A 16,857-nucleotide genomic window follows, 5' to 3' on the forward strand; every position below is an offset into this window, starting at 1 on the left:
CATGAAAAAACTAATAGTATTGGTTCTTTGCTCTGCCAATGCAATAATGATTAATGCACAGAAGAAATACGAATTTCTGAGCCCTCCGAAATTCAACGATGCAGATTTGTCTAAAACAAAATCTTTATTGGATGAAAATGCTCCTGCTGAAATTTTGTATAAATCTGCTTACTTTATGGTGGATGCAAGCACAGGGAATCTGCACAAAAGATATTATTATAGAGTTAAGATTTATGATAAAGATAAAGCTGAAGACTGGCTGAATCTTGAAATCCCTATTTATAATGTTGGAACCAACAGAGAATCATTGGGTAAGTTCAAGGCTTTTACATACAATCTTGAAAACGGAAACACAGTTCCTTTGAAAGTGGAAAAAAGCTCACAATATAAAAGTAAGGAGAATAAATATGTTACACTTACAAAATTTGCTTTTCCAAGTGTGAAAAATGGATCAATCTTAGAATATCAGTATGAAATTGTATCTCCGTTCCGATTTATGATTCCAGAGGTATTGATAGAATCTGATACTCCTTCTCTGAACACAGAATATGTTTTGGATACCCCTATCAATATGGCATACAATGTAAACTATACCGGAGGGATTTCACCTAAATACAAGGAAGTAGAGGAAAGAAACCTGTACGGATCTCAATACAAAACCTTTAGATTTGCTTATGAAAATTTAAAAGGCTTTAAAACTGAAAAATTTGTAAGAAACGACAGAAACTTCAGAACGAAAATCAGTGCAGAGTTGAACTCTACGAACTTTGGTGAGCTTAAATTATATTCATCATCATGGGATCAGATTGGGAAAAGACTTTATGAAAGTGACGATTTCGGAGGAGAACTGAAACGAACTAAACTTGCCAAAGAAAACATGCCGGCAGGAGTTTCAGAAATGAAAAGCGATTTTGAAAAGGCAAATGCTATTTTTTCATATGTTCAGAAGACTTTTACCTGGAATAAAGATAAAGGAGTTTATACTGAAGATGGTATCAAAAAGTTGTTGGAAACTAAAGTTGGAAATGCAGCAGAAATTAATCTTTTTTTAGTGATGATGCTTCGCGAAGCTGGTCTTAAAGCTGATCCGTTGGTAATTTCTACCGTAGAAAATGGATTGATTAACCTGGTGTCTCCCAATATCTCCAATATGAATTTTGTTTTGGCCGCTATTAATATTGATAAACAGCTGCATATTTACGACGCTACCTCAAAGCAATCTTCTCTGGATGAGATACCTCTTAAAAACTGGAATCAATTTGGGATTTTGGTAACTAAAGAAAAGACTCTTCAGATTCAAATGTCCAATATAAAATCAAGTAATACTTTCCTTACAGTCAATGGTAAGATCAATGATGACGGAAGTATTTCCGGAACCTACTCAGACAGAGATACGGGCGCTTATGCCATGTATGTGAAAGACAGCTATGATGATAATGCGGAAAAATATAAAAAGCAGTATAAGGAAAACTTTTCTATGGACTTTACAGATATTGATTCAAAAGTTTTGGAAAACGGAGATTTTGAAAGCAGTATGAAATTCTCTTCAATGAACCTTATTGATAGAGTAGGAAAGAAAATGATCATCAATCCAATGCTGTTTTTAAACAAAAGTTCCAATGAGTTTGATCAGACGGAAGTAAGACAGTATCCTATCGATTTTGGATCGCCTATCACCAAAGTAAAAAAGATTACTCTTGAAATCCCAGAAGGATATGTTATCGAGGAAATGCCTAAAGAAAAAAGAATCGTTACAGAAGATAAAGAAATAGCCTATACCTATTCTGTAGAACAAAAAGGGAATAAGCTTGAAGTAACTGCCACAACAAAAATTAGCAGTTCAGATTATCCGAAAGAATATTATCCTGCATTTAAACAAATCTGGGGAGTAGCATCTAAGTTTGAAAATCAGGTAATAAGCCTTGTTAAAAAGTAATATTTAAGAAAGCGCAAGCAAAATTTTAAAAAAAATAAAGTTTTTTCAAAAACCATTCATCTTTTGAATGGTTTTTGTATTTAATATCAAAAATCAGAATTATGAAAAATACGATTGCTGTTATAGCATTATCTTCTTTCTTAGCAGTGACTGCCTGTAAAAAAAATGAAAAGGCAGGGCCGGCAGAAAAAATTGAAAATAAAACCACTGAAGAATTTGTAGTAGACTCTGTGAAAGTGAATGATTCTACAAAAATTACAGACTCTTTAAAAGTGAGCTACACTTCAAAGTTGTTGGTTTTTCCTTCATTAAAAGATAAAAAGCTATTAGACAGTATCTATTTTCAGAATGAAAAAATCAAAGACTTTTCTAAAGCAGGTCTTCAGGCTTACCTTGATAAAGAAAAGAATGGCTATTTCAGTTCTGTAAAAAATGATAATAAAGATTGGGTTTCAGATGTTACCTATGCCCAGAATTGGTATTCAAGCTCACATATGAATTTGATGTCCAATACAAACGGTTATATGCATATTCAGTACGTAGGAAGCGGATACGAAGGAGGAGCCCATGACAATTATGGTTTTTCAGAAAGAGTTTTTGATCTTAAAAACAGTAAGAAATTAGAACTGAAAGATATTACTTCAATGCCTAAAAATAAAATTGAAGCAATTCTGATGAAAAATATAGATAAAATTAACAGTGGGACGATGGATGGTGACGGAGAAGTAAAAAACTCAGAAATGCTGTTAGTTGAGAAAATTCCTGCATCCGATAACTTTTATTTTGACGATAAAAACCTGTATTTCCATTACAGTCCTTACGAAATTGCCGCTTTTGCAGCGGGAGATATCACAATTCCTGTTTCATGGGAAGACCTGAAAGGGACGTTAAATGCAGAATTTAAAGAAAGAATGAAAATTAAGTAAATTAATGCTTCCAGATCAGGAAGCATTTTTTAATTTTGCGGTAATGGAAAAAGTAGCATTTATTATCAACCCTTTCTCGGCCAAAAAAAACTATCAGCCGTTTTTGAACGAACTTAAAGCAAAGGTTAACAACCCCTTGTATTACGTATCAGAATCTATTCCGGGAACAGATGAGTTTATCCAGTCTCATTTTGAAGAAGTGGATATTTTTGTAGCCATAGGAGGGGATGGAACAATTTCTACCGTAGCCAAAAACCTGATTAATACAGAAAAAATCTTGGCTATTTTCCCTGCTGGCTCAGGAAACGGATTTTCCAATGAAACCCAATTCAGTAAAAATCTGGATGAACTTTTAGAAAAAATAAAAATAAAAAACTCCAGAAAGATTGATACTTTTACAGTGAACGACAGGCTTTCTATTAATGTTTCAGGAACAGGATTTGACGGTAAAGTAGTCAAGGAATTTGAGAAAACAAGCCGTGGATTCAAAAACTATATCAAAGTTTCATTGAAAACCTTTTTCAACTACAAACCTATCAAGGTGAAGTTTTTTGACGAAGAATATCAGCAGTACAACGGAAGGTATCTGATGATGAATATTGCCAATACCCGCCAGTTTGGAAACAATGCTTATATTGCTCCAAAAGCAAGTAAAAGTGATGGTTTGGTGGATATGGTGTTGGTGAAAAAGTTTCCTCTGACCTATTCTGCACTTTTTGCTTTCAGAATGTTTACCAAAAGACTGAAAGATGATGAATATGTTACCTATCTTCCAGTCTCCGAAATATCATTTAAAGTCAATACCAAAAACTGGCATCTGGATGGTGAATTCAACAAGATTAAGTCACCTGTTCATGTTAAAGTACAGCCGGCGAGTTTGAGTATTTTGGTTTAAAGTTGCAGGTTGATTTTTGTTGCTAGTTATTTGATATGATAAATCTTAATTTATGATTTCACATAAAAAATCACCATTCATTTGCAAAGCAAAATTGGCTATTGACATCACCCAATTCCTGCAACCTAAAGTCTGCTATCTGCAACCATTCTACACTTCCAGCTTTTTCTCAACTTCGACTGGATGGTCCAGACAATATTGAAGTTGTTTTTTATCAAGCTGTTTTTCCCAGTTGGCCACCACTACAGTAGCTACAGAATTTCCTATTACATTTGTCAGCGCTCTGCATTCACTCATGAATTTATCTATTCCAAGGATTAGTGTCATTCCGGCAATTGGAATTTCTGGAACTACTGCCAGAGTTGCTGCCAAGGTTACAAATCCGGCACCGGTAACACCAGCTGCACCTTTTGAACTTAACATGGCTACCAAAAGAAGCATCAGCTGTTTTTCAATAGGAAGATGGATGTTTAATGCCTGTGCGATAAACAGAGAAGCAAGTGTCATATAAATATTCGTTCCGTCAAGATTGAAGGAATATCCTGTAGGCACTACAAGACCTACAATGGCTCTGGAGCAACCAGCTTTTTCAAGTTTTTCCATGATTCCCGGAAGAGCAGACTCTGAAGAACTGGTTCCTAAAACAAGAAGAAGCTCTTCTTTTAGATAAAAAATAAGCTTAAAAATGTTAAATCCGTTATACCAGGCTACAGCTCCTAACACCAAAATCACAAAAAGAGCAGATGTGATGTAAAATGTACCGACCAAAAAAATAAGATTTATGACCGAGTGAAGTCCGTACTTTCCAATAGTGAATGCCATAGCGCCAAATGCCCCGATAGGTGCCAGTTTCATAAGCATGTGGACGATTTTAAATACCGGAGTTGATAGATCCTGTAAAAAATCGGTTACTTTCTGGCTTTTTTCTTTTGTTAAAACCAAAGCCACTCCCATTAAAATAGCAACCAACAGAACTTGAAGAATATTATCACCCACCAAAGGACTGAATAATGTCTCCGGAATAATATTCATAATGAATCCTGTAAGCGTAGATTCATGAGCTTTTGCCTGATATTGTGAAACATCGCCTGAAAGGGTAGAAGGATCAATATTTAAACCATGACCGGGCTGTAAGATATTTCCTACCAATAATCCGATGATAAGCGCAAGAGTTGAAAATGTAAAAAAATAGATCATTGCCTTGATCGCGATCCTGCCTACTTTTTTCAAATCAGTCATGTGGGCAATTCCCAGCGTAAGGGTAATAAAGATTACCGGAGCGATAATCATTTTGACCAATTTGATAAACCCGTCTCCAAGAGGTTTCATCTTTTCTCCCAGTTCAGGATAAAATTTTCCAAGAAGAATACCGGCAACTATAGCTATAATCACCTGGAAATAAAGCTGATTGTATATTTTTTTTGCTTTCAAAGAACAGTCGTTTTGTTTTTTTAAGGCCGAAAATTAAGAAAATTAATCTAAAAACATGACAAAAGTCATTGAAAAGATCTGTAGCAACAGACTGATCAACAAAAAACTCCGGCTTCATTCTAAAAGACTTTTGCCTTTCTACGAATGAAGCCGGAGCTATATTATAATGTTGACAGATGATATTATTCCACTGCGACAGAGTCATCTCCGCGGCCATCTGCCACTGCATGGATGCTTCCATTTTCATCAAGAACAATCATTTCTGTTTTTCCGATGTATTTTGTCTTTTCAATAATGTAGTTCTTACTTTTCAGCTCAGAAATTGTGCTTTCAGGAAAATTATTTTCTACCGTAATAGTTTCAGGAAGCCACTGGTGATGGAATTTCGGTGCATTCACTGACATATTGGCGTTCAGTTTAAAATCCACAACATTCACAATAGACTGATATACCGAAGTTGGAATTGTTGTTCCTCCTGGTGTTCCCACAACCATATAAGGTTTTCCGTTCTTAAGGAGAATAGTTGGTGTCATGGAAGAAAGCATTCTCTTGTTAGGCTGGATAGAATTGGCTTCTCCGCCCACTGCCCCGAACATGTTTGGTACACCTGGTTTGATAGAGAAATCATCCATTTCATTATTTAAGAAGAATCCGGCTCCTGAAACTAAAACTTTACTTCCATAGTAGCCGTTAAGAGTTGTGGTTACGGAAGCTGCATTTCCATCCTTATCCAATACGGAAATATGAGTGGTCTGCATAGACTCTTTTGGCTGTTCTATGATTTTGCCAACCTCCGCACTTGGAGTAGCTTTATCAAAGCTGAAACTTTTCCATCTTCCTTTCAGATAGTCGTCAGAGATAAGGTAAGAAGTTTTATCCTGAATAAAATCCGGATCTCCCATATACTCTGCTCGGTCTGCAAAGGCTCTTCTTTCTGCTTCAGTCATGATCTGAACAGCTTTTGTAGAGTTTTGCTGATATTTTTCAAGGTTTTCAAAACTTGCCATTCTCAGCATCTGAGCCAGAAGAACTCCGCCACTTGAAGGCAAAGGCATGGTTACCACATTACTTCCTTTGTATTCAAATTCAAGAGCTTTTCTCTCAGCAACCTTATAATTCTTAAGATCTTCCAGGGTAATGATTCCGTTGCCTCTTTTCATTTCAGCAACCAAAAGATCAGCTGTTTTTCCTTCATAAAAACCTTTTGCCCCTAATTTTTGGATCAATTTCAAGGTTTCGGCCAGGTCTTTCTGGATCAGTAAATCTCCGGCTTTCCATGGAGCATCTTTTACAAAAATGATAGAAGATTTATTATGTTTCTGAAATTTTTCTCTTTGGTTATTCAGCATTTCTGCTTCCTTATCCGTAATAGCAAATCCCTTTTCTGCAAGATCAATGGCGGGCTGAATAATTTTTTCCATTGGCAGTTTGCAGTATTTCAGGGTAGCAAAAAAACCTGCCACACTTCCGGGAATTCCCACTGCCAGTCTTCCGTTTTGGGAAAGATCCGTATCTGCTTTTCCTTTTTTATCAATATACATGTCTCTGGACGCCTTTTTCGGAGCAGTTTCTCTATAATCTAATGTGAATTTTTCCCCATTATTTTTTACTCCTACTAAAAATCCGCCACCACCAATATTTCCTGCCTGAGGATATACTACAGCAAGAGCATATTGTGTTGCTGTAACAGCATCATAGGCATTTCCGCCCATCTTTAAGATTTTGGCTCCAGCTTCACTGGCTAATGGATGTGCAGACACTACAACACCTTTCTTCTTTACCTGTACTTCCTTGATGATATTGAAACCTGTAAACTGTGCAGGTGAAAAATTAAATGCCATAAGTATGGCAACCAGAAATACTCTTTTCATATGATTATGTTTAAGGCAAAAGTAGATAATTTAATAGAAACTAAGCGCCTTAAACAGCAGTTTATTATTGATAAGTGAAAAAAATGATCAAATTGATTATTTCGTATGAAAAAAATACTTTGTAATGATAAATATTTAATGAATGTGATTAATATTTTTCTTATTTACAAATTAATTATTGTTTAATTATTTTAAATGTATTTTTTTTATAAACCGAATTGCCACTTTAAAAAAAAAACATATGAACAAAAATTATCAAAAAATTGCCTTGCTTGGGGTCTTGTTTTTCATGTCTGCCAATGTCAATGCTCAAACCAAAGATTCAATAAAGACCAATCAGGTAGATGAGGTGAAGATAACCATCGGATCAAGAAATAAAGCAAGGGTAGCTACTGATACTCCGGTGCCGGTAGATGTTATTAACATTGGTTCTCAGTCAGTGCTAAGCCCCCAGATGGATCTTAATCAGATTTTGAATTATGCGGCGCCTTCCTTCACCTCCAATTCAACTACGGTAGCAGATGGGACAGATCATGTGGATCCTGCCCAATTAAGAGGCCTTGGGCCTGATCAGGTCTTGGTTCTTCTTAATGGAAAAAGAAGACACACCTCTTCTTTAGTTAATATCAACGGTTCTCCAGGCAGAGGTTCTGTAGGAACTGATCTTAATGCTATTCCTGCATTTGCTATTGAAAGACTTGAAGTGCTGAGAGATGGAGCTTCTGCACAATATGGTTCCGATGCTATTGCGGGAGTTATCAATGTCATTATGAAAAAAAATACCAATGCTCTTACTTCTGCCATTACTGCAGGAGCTTTTAATTCAAAAGGAGCGAATGATCATCATGGAGGATGGGATGGTGGAAAATACCAGTTAGATCTTAATTATGGTACCAAATTAGGGACAAATGGCTTTATTAATTTTACAGCAAGTTTATTGAGTAGAGATGATACAAGGAGAGCGCAGGCGGCGACAGGTGATATTTTTAATGCATATAACGCAATTGAGCAGAGGGCTTTGCAACAAGGGGTGAATATATCTTCACTTTTTGGAAACATTGGTAATACGTCGAATACACAACAGATTATAAATTATATTCATCAATTTACACCACAAGTTGGTTATTTTACGGCACAGCAGCAAACAGATATTCAGGCTGCCAGCACCATTCCGCAGCTTCAGAATTTATTGAAAGTTGATGTTACTGAGAATGAACTGGCTTATAGAAAATTATCCAGGGATGATTTTAACATGCGGGTTGGGCAGTCAAAATTGACGTCTGGGCAGTTTTTTATCAATTCTGAATTTGATCTTTCATCATCTGTGAAAGGATATGCTTTTGGAGGAATTTCCTACAGAGATGGTAATGCTGCAGGTTTTTTCAGAAGACCCAATCAGAACAGAACCTCTACCGCCCTATATCCGAACGGTTTCTTACCGGAAATAGCTTCTGATGTTATTGATCTTTCTTTTGCTGCTGGATTCAAAGGAAAATTGGGGAATATTAGCTATGATATCAGTAATACTTTCGGACAGAATACTTTTGATTATACCATTAAAAATACTGCCAATGCATCTATGCCTTATCCTGGTAAAACGGAATTTGATGCAGGAGGGTTAAGCTTTATGCAAAATACCATAAATGCAGATTTTGATACAAAAATCGACTGGCTGAAAGGTTTTAATATAGCTTTTGGAGGTGAGGCGAGGTTTGAACGGTACAAAATACAAAGTGGGGAAGAAGCGTCATGGGCATTGTATGATATCAACGGAATGATCCAGACTCCATCAACTGCAGCTTCTTTGAAACCTACTGATTTTTTTGGAAATACCAGGCCGGGCGGCTCACAGGTGTTCCCTGGTTTTAGACCTGAAAATGCTTTAAATAAAGGAAGGAGTTCTGTAGCCGCTTATGTGGATACAGAATTGGATGTTACAGACAGATGGCTTTTAAGCGCGGCCCTGCGCTATGAAAACTATTCAGATTTTGGATCTACATTCAATTATAAAATAGCAACCCGATATAAGCTTACCGATCAGATTAATTTAAGAGCAGCCCATTCGACCGGATTCAGGGCTCCATCCTTACAGCAGATTTATTTCAATGCCACGGCAACTCAGTTTGTAGGAGGTACGGCATTTGAGGTTGGGACATTTTCAAATGATTCTGAGGCAGCCCGGTTATTGGGTATTCCGCAGTTAAAACAAGAAGAATCCACAAGTTATTCTGCAGGCTTTACAGCGAAAATTCCACAGGCTAACCTTACTTTTACTGTTGATGGTTATTATATTAAAATCAAAAACAGAGTGGTTCTTACCGATCAGTTCTCAAGACCGTCTGGAAGTTATCCTGTTGGAAGTCCTGAAAAAAATCTACAGAATCTTTTTGATCAGGCTAATGCAAATGCAGCTACATTCTTTGCTAATGCTATTGATACTCAGACTAAAGGAGTAGAAGGGGTGATTTCTCACAGAGGTAAATTTTCTGAAAAAGTTTCATTGAATTCTGATCTGGCAGTAACAGTATCCAAGACCAACAGAGTAGGAGAAATTCATGGTTCTGATGCTTTGATTAAAGCAGGGCAAATTAACCGTTATTACTCGGAATCAAGTAGAATCTATCTTGAGGAAGCTGTGCCGAGATTTAAGGCTTCTCTTAATAATGCTTTGGATATCGGTAGGTTTAATGTTCTTTTGAGGAATGTATATTTCGGGAAAGTTACAGATCCGAACGTTATGGATGCCAATAGAGATGGTATTGTAAGCGGTGAGATTATTAATGGACAGGCCGTTGCAACAGAGCATCCTGTTTGGGGCGGAAAAGTCATTACAGATTTATCAGTAGGTTACAAATTCAGTAACAGTTTCAGAATGACAATTGGAGCGAATAACTTATTTGATATTTATCCGGATAAAAATTATGGGCCTGCTGTTGTAAAAACGCCCGCTCTCGATAGTTCTGGTAATCTGGTGTATGTTGCTAATGCTGCTCCTATAGACCTTACCAATCAAAATCAGTTTATTTATTCCAGAAACACTTCCCAGTTCGGGATGAACGGCAGATTTCTTTTTGTGAGGGTTAATTTAAGCTTTTAATAATTTCTTTTTAGAGCTTATAAAAAAGGTATGTTTTTACATGCCTTTTTTATTGATATGATTTTTTTACTTTTGTACAATTCTAAAAAAAATCTGAAAATGGAATCCTATACGGAAAGAATACTGATTACAGGTGCCTTGGGACAAATTGGTACCGAATTGACGAACAGACTTGTTGAAATCCACGGAGCGGAGAACGTTGTTGCCTCAGGATTGGACAGATGGCAGGAAGGAATTACTTCTGCCGGACACTATGAAAGAATGGATGTTACCAATACACAATTGGTAAGACAGGTGATTCATGATTATGAAATTACTACAGTGTATCATTTAGCTTCGCTTTTATCCGGGACTTCGGAAAAGCAGCCTATTTTCGCCTGGAAGCTGAACCTTGAGCCATTGCTTCATTTTTGCGAAATGGCGAAAGAAGGGCTTCTTAAAAAGATCTTCTGGCCAAGTTCTATCGCTGTATTTGGAAAAGGAATTCCAAAGCATGAAGTAGGACAGGATGTAGTGTTGAACCCAACAACGGTTTATGGAATCTCCAAAATGGCAGGGGAGAAGTGGTGTGAATACTATTTTGATAAATATGGTGTAGATGTAAGAAGTATAAGGTATCCTGGATTGATCTCATGGAAAACTCCGGCAGGGGGTGGAACCACAGACTACGCTGTTGAGATTTTCTATAAGGCAATTGAAGATGGAAAATATACAAGTTTCATTTCCGAAGATACAGGAATGCCAATGTTGTATATGGACGATGCTATCAATGCAACCTTGAAATTAATGGACGCTCCAAAAGAAAGTTTATCCGTTCGCTCTTCTTATAACTTAGGAGGAATGTCATTTACTCCAAAAGAACTGGCTGCAGAAATCAAGAAAGAAATTCCAGATTTTGCTATCGATTATAACCCGGATTTCAGACAGGCAATTGCAGATTCATGGCCGGCATCTATTGATGATTCAGTAGCGAAAAAAGACTGGGGTCTGACGTATGATTTCGGAATTTCTGAAATGACAAAAGATATGATCAAGAATCTGAAAGTAAAATTAAGCAAAGATTAATAATGTAAAGTAACACTTTAATTAATAATTGTTTTAACATCTGATTTTTAATATTTTATAGAATTTATATAAATTTTAATTTAAATGGTATTATTGACTTTTAACATCACATGTATTGAAGCTGAAGTAAAAAACGGCTCCCAGATTACTGATGATGAGCGATTGAAAATTATAGAAAATAATACCAGAGCAATTCTTAGAATTTTAGATATTCATGATATCAAATCAAGTTTTTTCGTAGAGGTTTCTCTTATCGGAAAACTTCAAAATTTAATAAAAGCAATTTCATCCAAAGGGCATGAAATTGCTTTTTATAATAAAGACTCAACTCCTGAAGAAATTGAAAATGCTAAAAAGAATATTCAGGATCTTCTGGAAAAACAGATCAGGGGAATTCGTCAAAAAGATGTAAAAGTTTCACAGGAAATTTTAAAGCTGATGGAATTTAATTACGTTTCCAATATCGACAATGCTAATATTCTTTTCCCTTTCAAAAGACTCAAAAGAGATACAGAGATTACAGAAGAGGATGGGCTAAGTATTGTCCCTGAAAGTATCTCTCCTTACAGTCAGCTTCCGTATAATGATTTTGTATTTCAGATCCTGCCCATGAAGTATTACCAGAATATGGTTCTGGAAACATTGCAGAATGAAGAATTTGTACTGATTTATCTGAATACATGGCAGTTTACAGATTTCAAAAAATACCATTTTGATATTCCTTTTTACCGGAGCTTATTTTCGGGCAAAAAAATGGAGGACAAATTAGATGCCCTCCTTACTTTTCTCAATGACAGGGAAATGGCTACTTCCCGTATGAAAGATTATATTTTTTAGGTTGCAGGTGATAGGTGGCAGGGGTTAGGGAAAATTCAAGGTTCAAAGTTTAAGGTTGTGTGTAACCAGCAGCTAGTAAACTTGAAACAAAAGAAACCCGCAACTCGTAACCAAAACAACCAGCAACTAATAACTCGCATCCCGAATCTCGCAACTCTAACTCAGTTCAAAAAGAGTAATTTCCGGTAATACACCCACTCTTCCCGGATATCCCAATACTCCGAATCCTCTGTTTACATACAATAGTTTTCCCTCGCTTTCATATAAATCAGCCCATTTTGGATATTTATATTGTACCGGTGACCATTTTACATTTTTAAGATCTAGCCCAAACTGCATCCCATGCGTATGTCCTGAAAGTGTCAGATGGATGTTTGAAGGATGTTTTTTTACCACATAATCAAAGTGGGTAGGGTCATGACTCATTAGGATTTTAGTAGCCGATTCCGGTACGTTTTTTAAAGCATCATCTATTCTTCCGAATTGCGGGAAAGGTTTTAACCCCCAGTTTTCAACACCCAGAATGTATATTTTTTCTCCATTTTTTTCAATGATCCTATGTTCGTTTCTCAGCATGTCAAAACCTGCCTGTTTTTCATAACCAATCAAAGTGTCAAGGTTTTCTTTTTTAGCTGCAGGTGACTCCCAGGATACATAATCCCCATAATCGTGGTTTCCTAATACTGCAAATTTGCCGTCTTTAGCCTCGATTTTTGAAAATAGGGGAATAAAAGGTTTGAACTCATCCGCAACGTTATTCACCATGTCTCCAGTGAATAATACAAGGTCCGGTTTTTGTTCATTAATCAGATCAATGGCGTGCTGTAATTTGCTGGGATCAGAGAAGCTTCCACTATGAACGTCAGAAATCTGGATGATTTTATATCCTTTAAAGCTTTTTGGAAGATTGTTGAATTTTACCCTTACTCTTCTTACAGTGTGACGGTATTTACCAAAAGTAATTCCATCTATGAAAAGAGCGGAAAGAACACCTCCCATTCCAAGGCCAACAATGCTCAGGAATTTCCTTCTTTCCGGGAAGAAATTTTCCGAAGATTGGGCAAAACCTATCAGATATCCGCCGGTTCTGATGATATCATCTATTAATAAAAACAGAACGACAAATATTTTAGGAAGGATGAATATTAAAAATAAAGAGATCATGATCTGAGCCCTTACTGTACTTCTGTCTGATCTTTGGAAGTGGGTGACTTCATAAGCGAAAATTCCATACACGGCTAAAGAGAGTACCCAATATCCGATTTTTACCCATGAATTATCAGTAAGTGTTCTGATAGCCTGATAAATATAAACTTCCAAAAACAGGAAGATTCCAGCGATGATTAAAAAATTCTTTTGCATGTTCTGATCAAAAAAAGCACAAAGAATAACTTCCCTGTGCTTTTATATTTTTTGTTTATTAAATATTTTAAGGAAATCTGTAAACGATTGCATTGATGTTCATTCCGGCACCTACCGAAGTCATCACAACGTTCCCTTTTTCTTTAAACGATTGACCTTCCATTTTTCCTTTAATTATTAAATCATACATCGTAGGAATTGTTGCTACAGAGGTATTTCCAAGATCCTGAATCGTCATAGGAGAGATCGCGTGGTCATATTCTTTGATGTCATAAAGTCTGTGAAGTCTCTCAATCATAGCGTAATCCATTTTAGCATTTGCCTGGTGAATTAAGATTTTATCTATATCTTCAATAGAAAGACCTGCATCTGTAATGGTGTCCTTGATAGCATCCGGTACATTTTTAAGAGCGTATTCGTAAATCTTTCTTCCCAGCATTCTTACATAAAGGCGCTTCTGATCTGCCTCTTTGTTGATAGAAGGTTGGTTTTCAAGGTAGTTTAATTCCGGTCCGTTGTCACAGATCGTGTTGTGGGCAATAATTCCTACATTCTCTTCGTCTGTTGCTTTTACAACTACTGCTCCGGCACCATCAGCAAAGATCATTCTGTTTCTGTCATATGGATCTGTTACTCTGCTTAAAGTTTCAGCCCCGATAACAAGAATTGTTTTAGCAACTTTAGCTTTAATTAAATTATCAGACAAAATCATAGCTTCTACCCATCCAGGACATCCGAAAATCATATCATACGTTACGCATTTTCTGTTTTTGATCCCCAGTTTATTCTTTACTCTTGCTGCCATTGTAGGCATAAAATCAGCATAGCCGTTTTCAGTAACTTCCCCGAAATTGCTTGCATAGATGATATAATCCAATTCTTCACCGTCTACTTTTGCATCCTCAAGGGCAATTTTTGCAGCTTCATAACCGATTTGTGAGTTGGAAAGATCATCCTCAATGAATCTCCTGTTTTCGATTTCTGTAATCTCTACAAATTTCGCAATGGTCTCTTCCACAGGCTTTTCAATCTTTACTCCGTCTTCAGTGTAGAACTCGGAATTCATGAAGTAATCTCTACCAATAACTCTGTTCGGAATATAAGATCCAGAGCCAATAATGATCGTATTCGGCATTCGTTTATATGATTTTTTTAAAGATGCAAAGTTAATAATTAATATTAATAACGGAGAATTAAAAATATTATTAAATTTGCAAAAATTGTACTTTACAATCTATGAAAAACAACTCGTCCTTAAAAGGCTTACTTATTGCAGCTGTGGCGTTTATCGTTGCCTTTGGGATCTACTTCCTTTTTTTAGCCAAGAAGAATTATTATGTGGTAGATAATCCTACCCCGAATACGTATTACTTTAAGATCAATAACGGATCTGAAGGTATTATTTCAGCGGGGCAGTTTGTACATGTGGATTTGAATAAAGGGAAAAACTCTATTCAGGTTTTTGATCAGAACAAAAAAATGCTTTACGATTCTGCATTTGAAGTAAATAAACTTCGTGGTCTGATTAATATTACACACCAGGATTACTACGTAAATGACCAGTATTACGGATATAATCTTAAAAAAGATTCGTTACTGGCAAACCTTGATAAAACAGTCATTGACGGAAAGGATTATTATGGAGGAGCAAGACGCTTCAATAAGCTTTACACAGAAGATTTTTATTACAATGTAGATGAAGACTATGACAAAGTGATCAAAAATATCCAGAAAGTGGAATCCCGATCTAAAATCTTCAGAAAGCAGGATTACCTAAATTATTATAAAGAATATTACAAGTTTTAAATTTTGACAAAAGATATCACCAAAGTTACTCCCTACAATTCAGAGGCTACAAAAAAAAGCCAGGTAGAGGATATGTTCGACAATATTGCGCCGAAGTATGACCTTCTGAACCGTGTTTTATCCATGAAAATTGATATTTTGTGGAGAAATAAACTGGTAAAATGGATGAAAAATGATAATCCGCAGGAAGTGCTGGATGTGGCTACAGGAACGGGAGATCTGGCAATTACCATTGAAAAAGGAACCGGTTCTAAAGTAGTTGGATTAGATTTATCACAACAAATGCTGAATGTTGGCGTTATTAAAATAAAAAAACTTAAATTAGACGGCAAAATTTCCATGCAAAAAGGAGATGCAGAAAATTTACCTTTCGAGGACAATAGATTTGATGCTGTTTCCGTTGCATTTGGAGTAAGGAATTTTGAGAACCTTACCAAAGGTTTAGCAGAATTAAGAAGAGTAGTTAAAGATAACAAAAGTGTTTATATACTGGAGTTTTCAAAGGTTGAGGGTTTCATGGGGCCATTGTATATGTTTTATTTCAAAAATATATTGCCTGCCATTGGCAGATTGGTTTCTAAGGATAATAGGGCGTATACATACCTTCCGGATTCTGTAAATGCTTTTCCTTTCGGGGAGAAGATGAAGCAAATTCTTTTAGATACGGGATTTAAGAAAGTAGAATATAAAAAATTAAGTTTAGGTATAGCCACAATTTATAAAGCAACAAAGTAACCTATGAATAAATTTCTATTAAAAGCACTGGTTTTAACCTCAGTAAATGTTGCCGTTTTTGCAAACGCGCAATTCAGAACCCGAAACAGAATGGATAAGTTGGAAGATTTCGACGAGCAGAAATTCAGTTGGGGGTTTTATTTGAACGGGAACAGACTGGATTACCGCATTGTTTTGCATCCGAAATACGGGATGAATGATAATGAAAACCTTGTTACATCTAAGGAAAGCTATAGCTTCGGTGCCGGGCTTATTGCAAAATGGAGACTGAATGATTATCTTGATGTAAGGATAGAACCAGGTTTACAGTTTGCACAAAGACAGTTGACTTTTAATACTCAATCCAATGACATTTATGCAGGTGGTTCTTTGACCAATCCTCCTTTTATGCCATTCCCGTTACAGGAAAAGGATAAAGTAAGAGAAATTAAATCTACGCTAATTGACATTCCTGTAATGTTGGAGCTTCACGGACAAAGATGGTACAATTCAAGACCTTACGTTGCAGCAGGGGTGAACTATGTTGTAAACCTTCAGTCTAACGCAACTTCTACGGATGATAACATGCAGGGGATCTACAGATCAACTACACACAACTTTGCATGGTCTGCAGAAATGGGAATCCAGTTTTATTTCAACAAATTTAAACTGACTCCTGCCGTTAGAGGAACATTCTTCATGAACAACGAGAAAGTGGCAGATAACGCTACTACACCTCCTTACTGGGCTTCTGCAATTTCAACATTACAGACAAGAGCCGTAATGTTTGTTCTGAAATTTGAATAAAAAAATATTCCATTGAAAATACACAGGAGGTGCATTAGCGCCTCCTTTTTTGTGGGTATATCAAAATATAGAGCGTTTTATTTTTGTTAGTGTTATTATTTTTTTATTTT

At 36.2% G+C, this 16,857-nt stretch carries 13 protein-coding genes; 9 read left to right on the forward strand and 4 right to left on the reverse strand.

The window, feature by feature from the left end:
- Nucleotide 1 precedes the first annotated feature (1 nt).
- From FW780_RS16865 to FW780_RS16875, 3 genes are all read left to right on the forward strand, one after another.
- Complete coding sequence (locus FW780_RS16865) at nt 2-1,936, forward strand: DUF3857 domain-containing protein (protein ID WP_149834837.1); 1,935 nt, start codon at nt 2-4, stop codon at nt 1,934-1,936.
- A 101-nt stretch (nt 1,937-2,037) separates the two neighbouring features.
- Entirely contained in the window at nt 2,038-2,862 is an 825-nt protein-coding gene (locus tag FW780_RS16870; protein ID WP_149834838.1) for an RsiV family protein, read from the forward strand.
- Between the two features lie 4 nt (nt 2,863-2,866).
- Nucleotides 2,867-3,757, forward strand: a complete 891-nt coding sequence (locus tag FW780_RS16875; RefSeq protein ID WP_394353397.1) for a diacylglycerol/lipid kinase family protein — start codon at nt 2,867-2,869, stop codon at nt 3,755-3,757.
- Between the two features lie 150 nt (nt 3,758-3,907).
- Here the strand turns inward: FW780_RS16875 and FW780_RS16880 are convergent, their stop codons facing one another.
- Together FW780_RS16880 and ggt are read right to left on the reverse strand one after the other, a co-directional pair.
- A complete protein-coding gene (locus tag FW780_RS16880) occupies nt 3,908-5,188 on the reverse strand; it encodes a dicarboxylate/amino acid:cation symporter (protein ID WP_149834839.1) in 1,281 nt (426 codons plus the stop codon).
- A gap of 182 nt (nt 5,189-5,370) precedes the next feature.
- Nucleotides 5,371-7,059, reverse strand: a complete 1,689-nt coding sequence (gene ggt / locus FW780_RS16885) for a gamma-glutamyltransferase (RefSeq protein WP_149834840.1) — start codon at nt 7,057-7,059, stop codon at nt 5,371-5,373.
- Nucleotides 7,060-7,300: 241 nt separating this feature from the next.
- Here ggt and FW780_RS16890 point away from each other — a divergent pair, with 241 nt between their 5' ends.
- The 3 genes from FW780_RS16890 to FW780_RS16900 all read left to right on the forward strand — a co-directional run bounded on the left by FW780_RS16890 (nt 7,301) and on the right by FW780_RS16900 (nt 12,058).
- Nucleotides 7,301-10,156, forward strand: a complete 2,856-nt coding sequence (locus tag FW780_RS16890) for a TonB-dependent receptor plug domain-containing protein (protein ID WP_149834841.1) — start codon at nt 7,301-7,303, stop codon at nt 10,154-10,156.
- A 99-nt stretch (nt 10,157-10,255) separates the two neighbouring features.
- Nucleotides 10,256-11,221, forward strand: a complete 966-nt coding sequence (locus tag FW780_RS16895) for an NAD-dependent epimerase/dehydratase family protein (RefSeq protein ID WP_149834842.1) — start codon at nt 10,256-10,258, stop codon at nt 11,219-11,221.
- Between the two features lie 84 nt (nt 11,222-11,305).
- On the forward strand, nt 11,306-12,058 hold the full coding sequence (locus FW780_RS16900; RefSeq protein WP_149834843.1) for a polysaccharide deacetylase family protein: 753 nt from the start codon (nt 11,306-11,308) through the stop codon (nt 12,056-12,058).
- A 156-nt stretch (nt 12,059-12,214) separates the two neighbouring features.
- On the opposite strand, the gene FW780_RS16905 is transcribed toward FW780_RS16900, so the two are convergent.
- On the reverse strand, nt 12,215-13,420 hold the full coding sequence (locus FW780_RS16905) for a metallophosphoesterase (protein WP_149834844.1): 1,206 nt from the start codon (nt 13,418-13,420) through the stop codon (nt 12,215-12,217).
- A 67-nt stretch (nt 13,421-13,487) separates the two neighbouring features.
- Nucleotides 13,488-14,555 carry a 3-oxoacyl-ACP synthase III family protein gene (locus FW780_RS16910; protein WP_149834845.1) on the reverse strand — a complete coding sequence of 356 codons (1,068 nt, stop codon included), beginning with the start codon at nt 14,553-14,555 and terminating at the stop codon, nt 13,488-13,490.
- Nucleotides 14,556-14,656: 101 nt separating this feature from the next.
- On the opposite strand from FW780_RS16910, the gene FW780_RS16915 reads away from it, so the two are divergent.
- Genes FW780_RS16915 through porT form a run of 3 tightly spaced genes read left to right on the forward strand, consistent with a single transcriptional unit; the run spans nt 14,657 to nt 16,747 of the window.
- Nucleotides 14,657-15,226 (forward strand): hypothetical protein, encoded by a 570-nt coding sequence (locus tag FW780_RS16915; RefSeq protein ID WP_149834846.1) that lies wholly within the window; start codon nt 14,657-14,659, stop codon nt 15,224-15,226.
- A 3-nt stretch (nt 15,227-15,229) separates the two neighbouring features.
- Nucleotides 15,230-15,961, forward strand: a complete 732-nt coding sequence (ubiE, locus tag FW780_RS16920; protein WP_149834847.1) for a bifunctional demethylmenaquinone methyltransferase/2-methoxy-6-polyprenyl-1,4-benzoquinol methylase UbiE — start codon at nt 15,230-15,232, stop codon at nt 15,959-15,961.
- A 3-nt stretch (nt 15,962-15,964) separates the two neighbouring features.
- The gene (porT, locus tag FW780_RS16925; protein ID WP_149834848.1) at nt 15,965-16,747 is read left to right on the forward strand and encodes a type IX secretion/gliding motility protein PorT/SprT; all 783 of its coding nucleotides are present in this window, start codon (nt 15,965-15,967) and stop codon (nt 16,745-16,747) included.
- The last annotated feature ends 110 nt before the right edge of the window (nt 16,748-16,857 follow it).

Source organism: Chryseobacterium sediminis, from assembly GCF_008386505.1.
Lineage (GTDB): Bacteria > Bacteroidota > Bacteroidia > Flavobacteriales > Weeksellaceae > Chryseobacterium > Chryseobacterium sediminis.

What these genes read in the sequence shown, in the direction of transcription:
- FW780_RS16895 (WP_149834842.1), top strand. Translation starts at nt 10,256, where the DNA reads ATGGAATCCTATACGGAAAGAATACTGATTACAGGTGCCTTGGGACAA.
- FW780_RS16865 (WP_149834837.1), top strand. Translation starts at nt 2, where the DNA reads ATGAAAAAACTAATAGTATTGGTTCTTTGCTCTGCCAATGCAATAATG.
- FW780_RS16910 (WP_149834845.1), bottom strand. Translation starts at nt 14,555, where the DNA reads ATGCCGAATACGATCATTATTGGCTCTGGATCTTATATTCCGAACAGA.
- FW780_RS16915 (WP_149834846.1), top strand. Translation starts at nt 14,657, where the DNA reads ATGAAAAACAACTCGTCCTTAAAAGGCTTACTTATTGCAGCTGTGGCG.
- FW780_RS16905 (WP_149834844.1), bottom strand. Translation starts at nt 13,420, where the DNA reads ATGCAAAAGAATTTTTTAATCATCGCTGGAATCTTCCTGTTTTTGGAA.
- porT (WP_149834848.1), top strand. Translation starts at nt 15,965, where the DNA reads ATGAATAAATTTCTATTAAAAGCACTGGTTTTAACCTCAGTAAATGTT.
- ggt (WP_149834840.1), bottom strand. Translation starts at nt 7,059, where the DNA reads ATGAAAAGAGTATTTCTGGTTGCCATACTTATGGCATTTAATTTTTCA.
- FW780_RS16870 (WP_149834838.1), top strand. Translation starts at nt 2,038, where the DNA reads ATGAAAAATACGATTGCTGTTATAGCATTATCTTCTTTCTTAGCAGTG.
- FW780_RS16890 (WP_149834841.1), top strand. Translation starts at nt 7,301, where the DNA reads ATGAACAAAAATTATCAAAAAATTGCCTTGCTTGGGGTCTTGTTTTTC.
- FW780_RS16875 (WP_394353397.1), top strand. Translation starts at nt 2,867, where the DNA reads ATGCTTCCAGATCAGGAAGCATTTTTTAATTTTGCGGTAATGGAAAAA.
- FW780_RS16900 (WP_149834843.1), top strand. Translation starts at nt 11,306, where the DNA reads ATGGTATTATTGACTTTTAACATCACATGTATTGAAGCTGAAGTAAAA.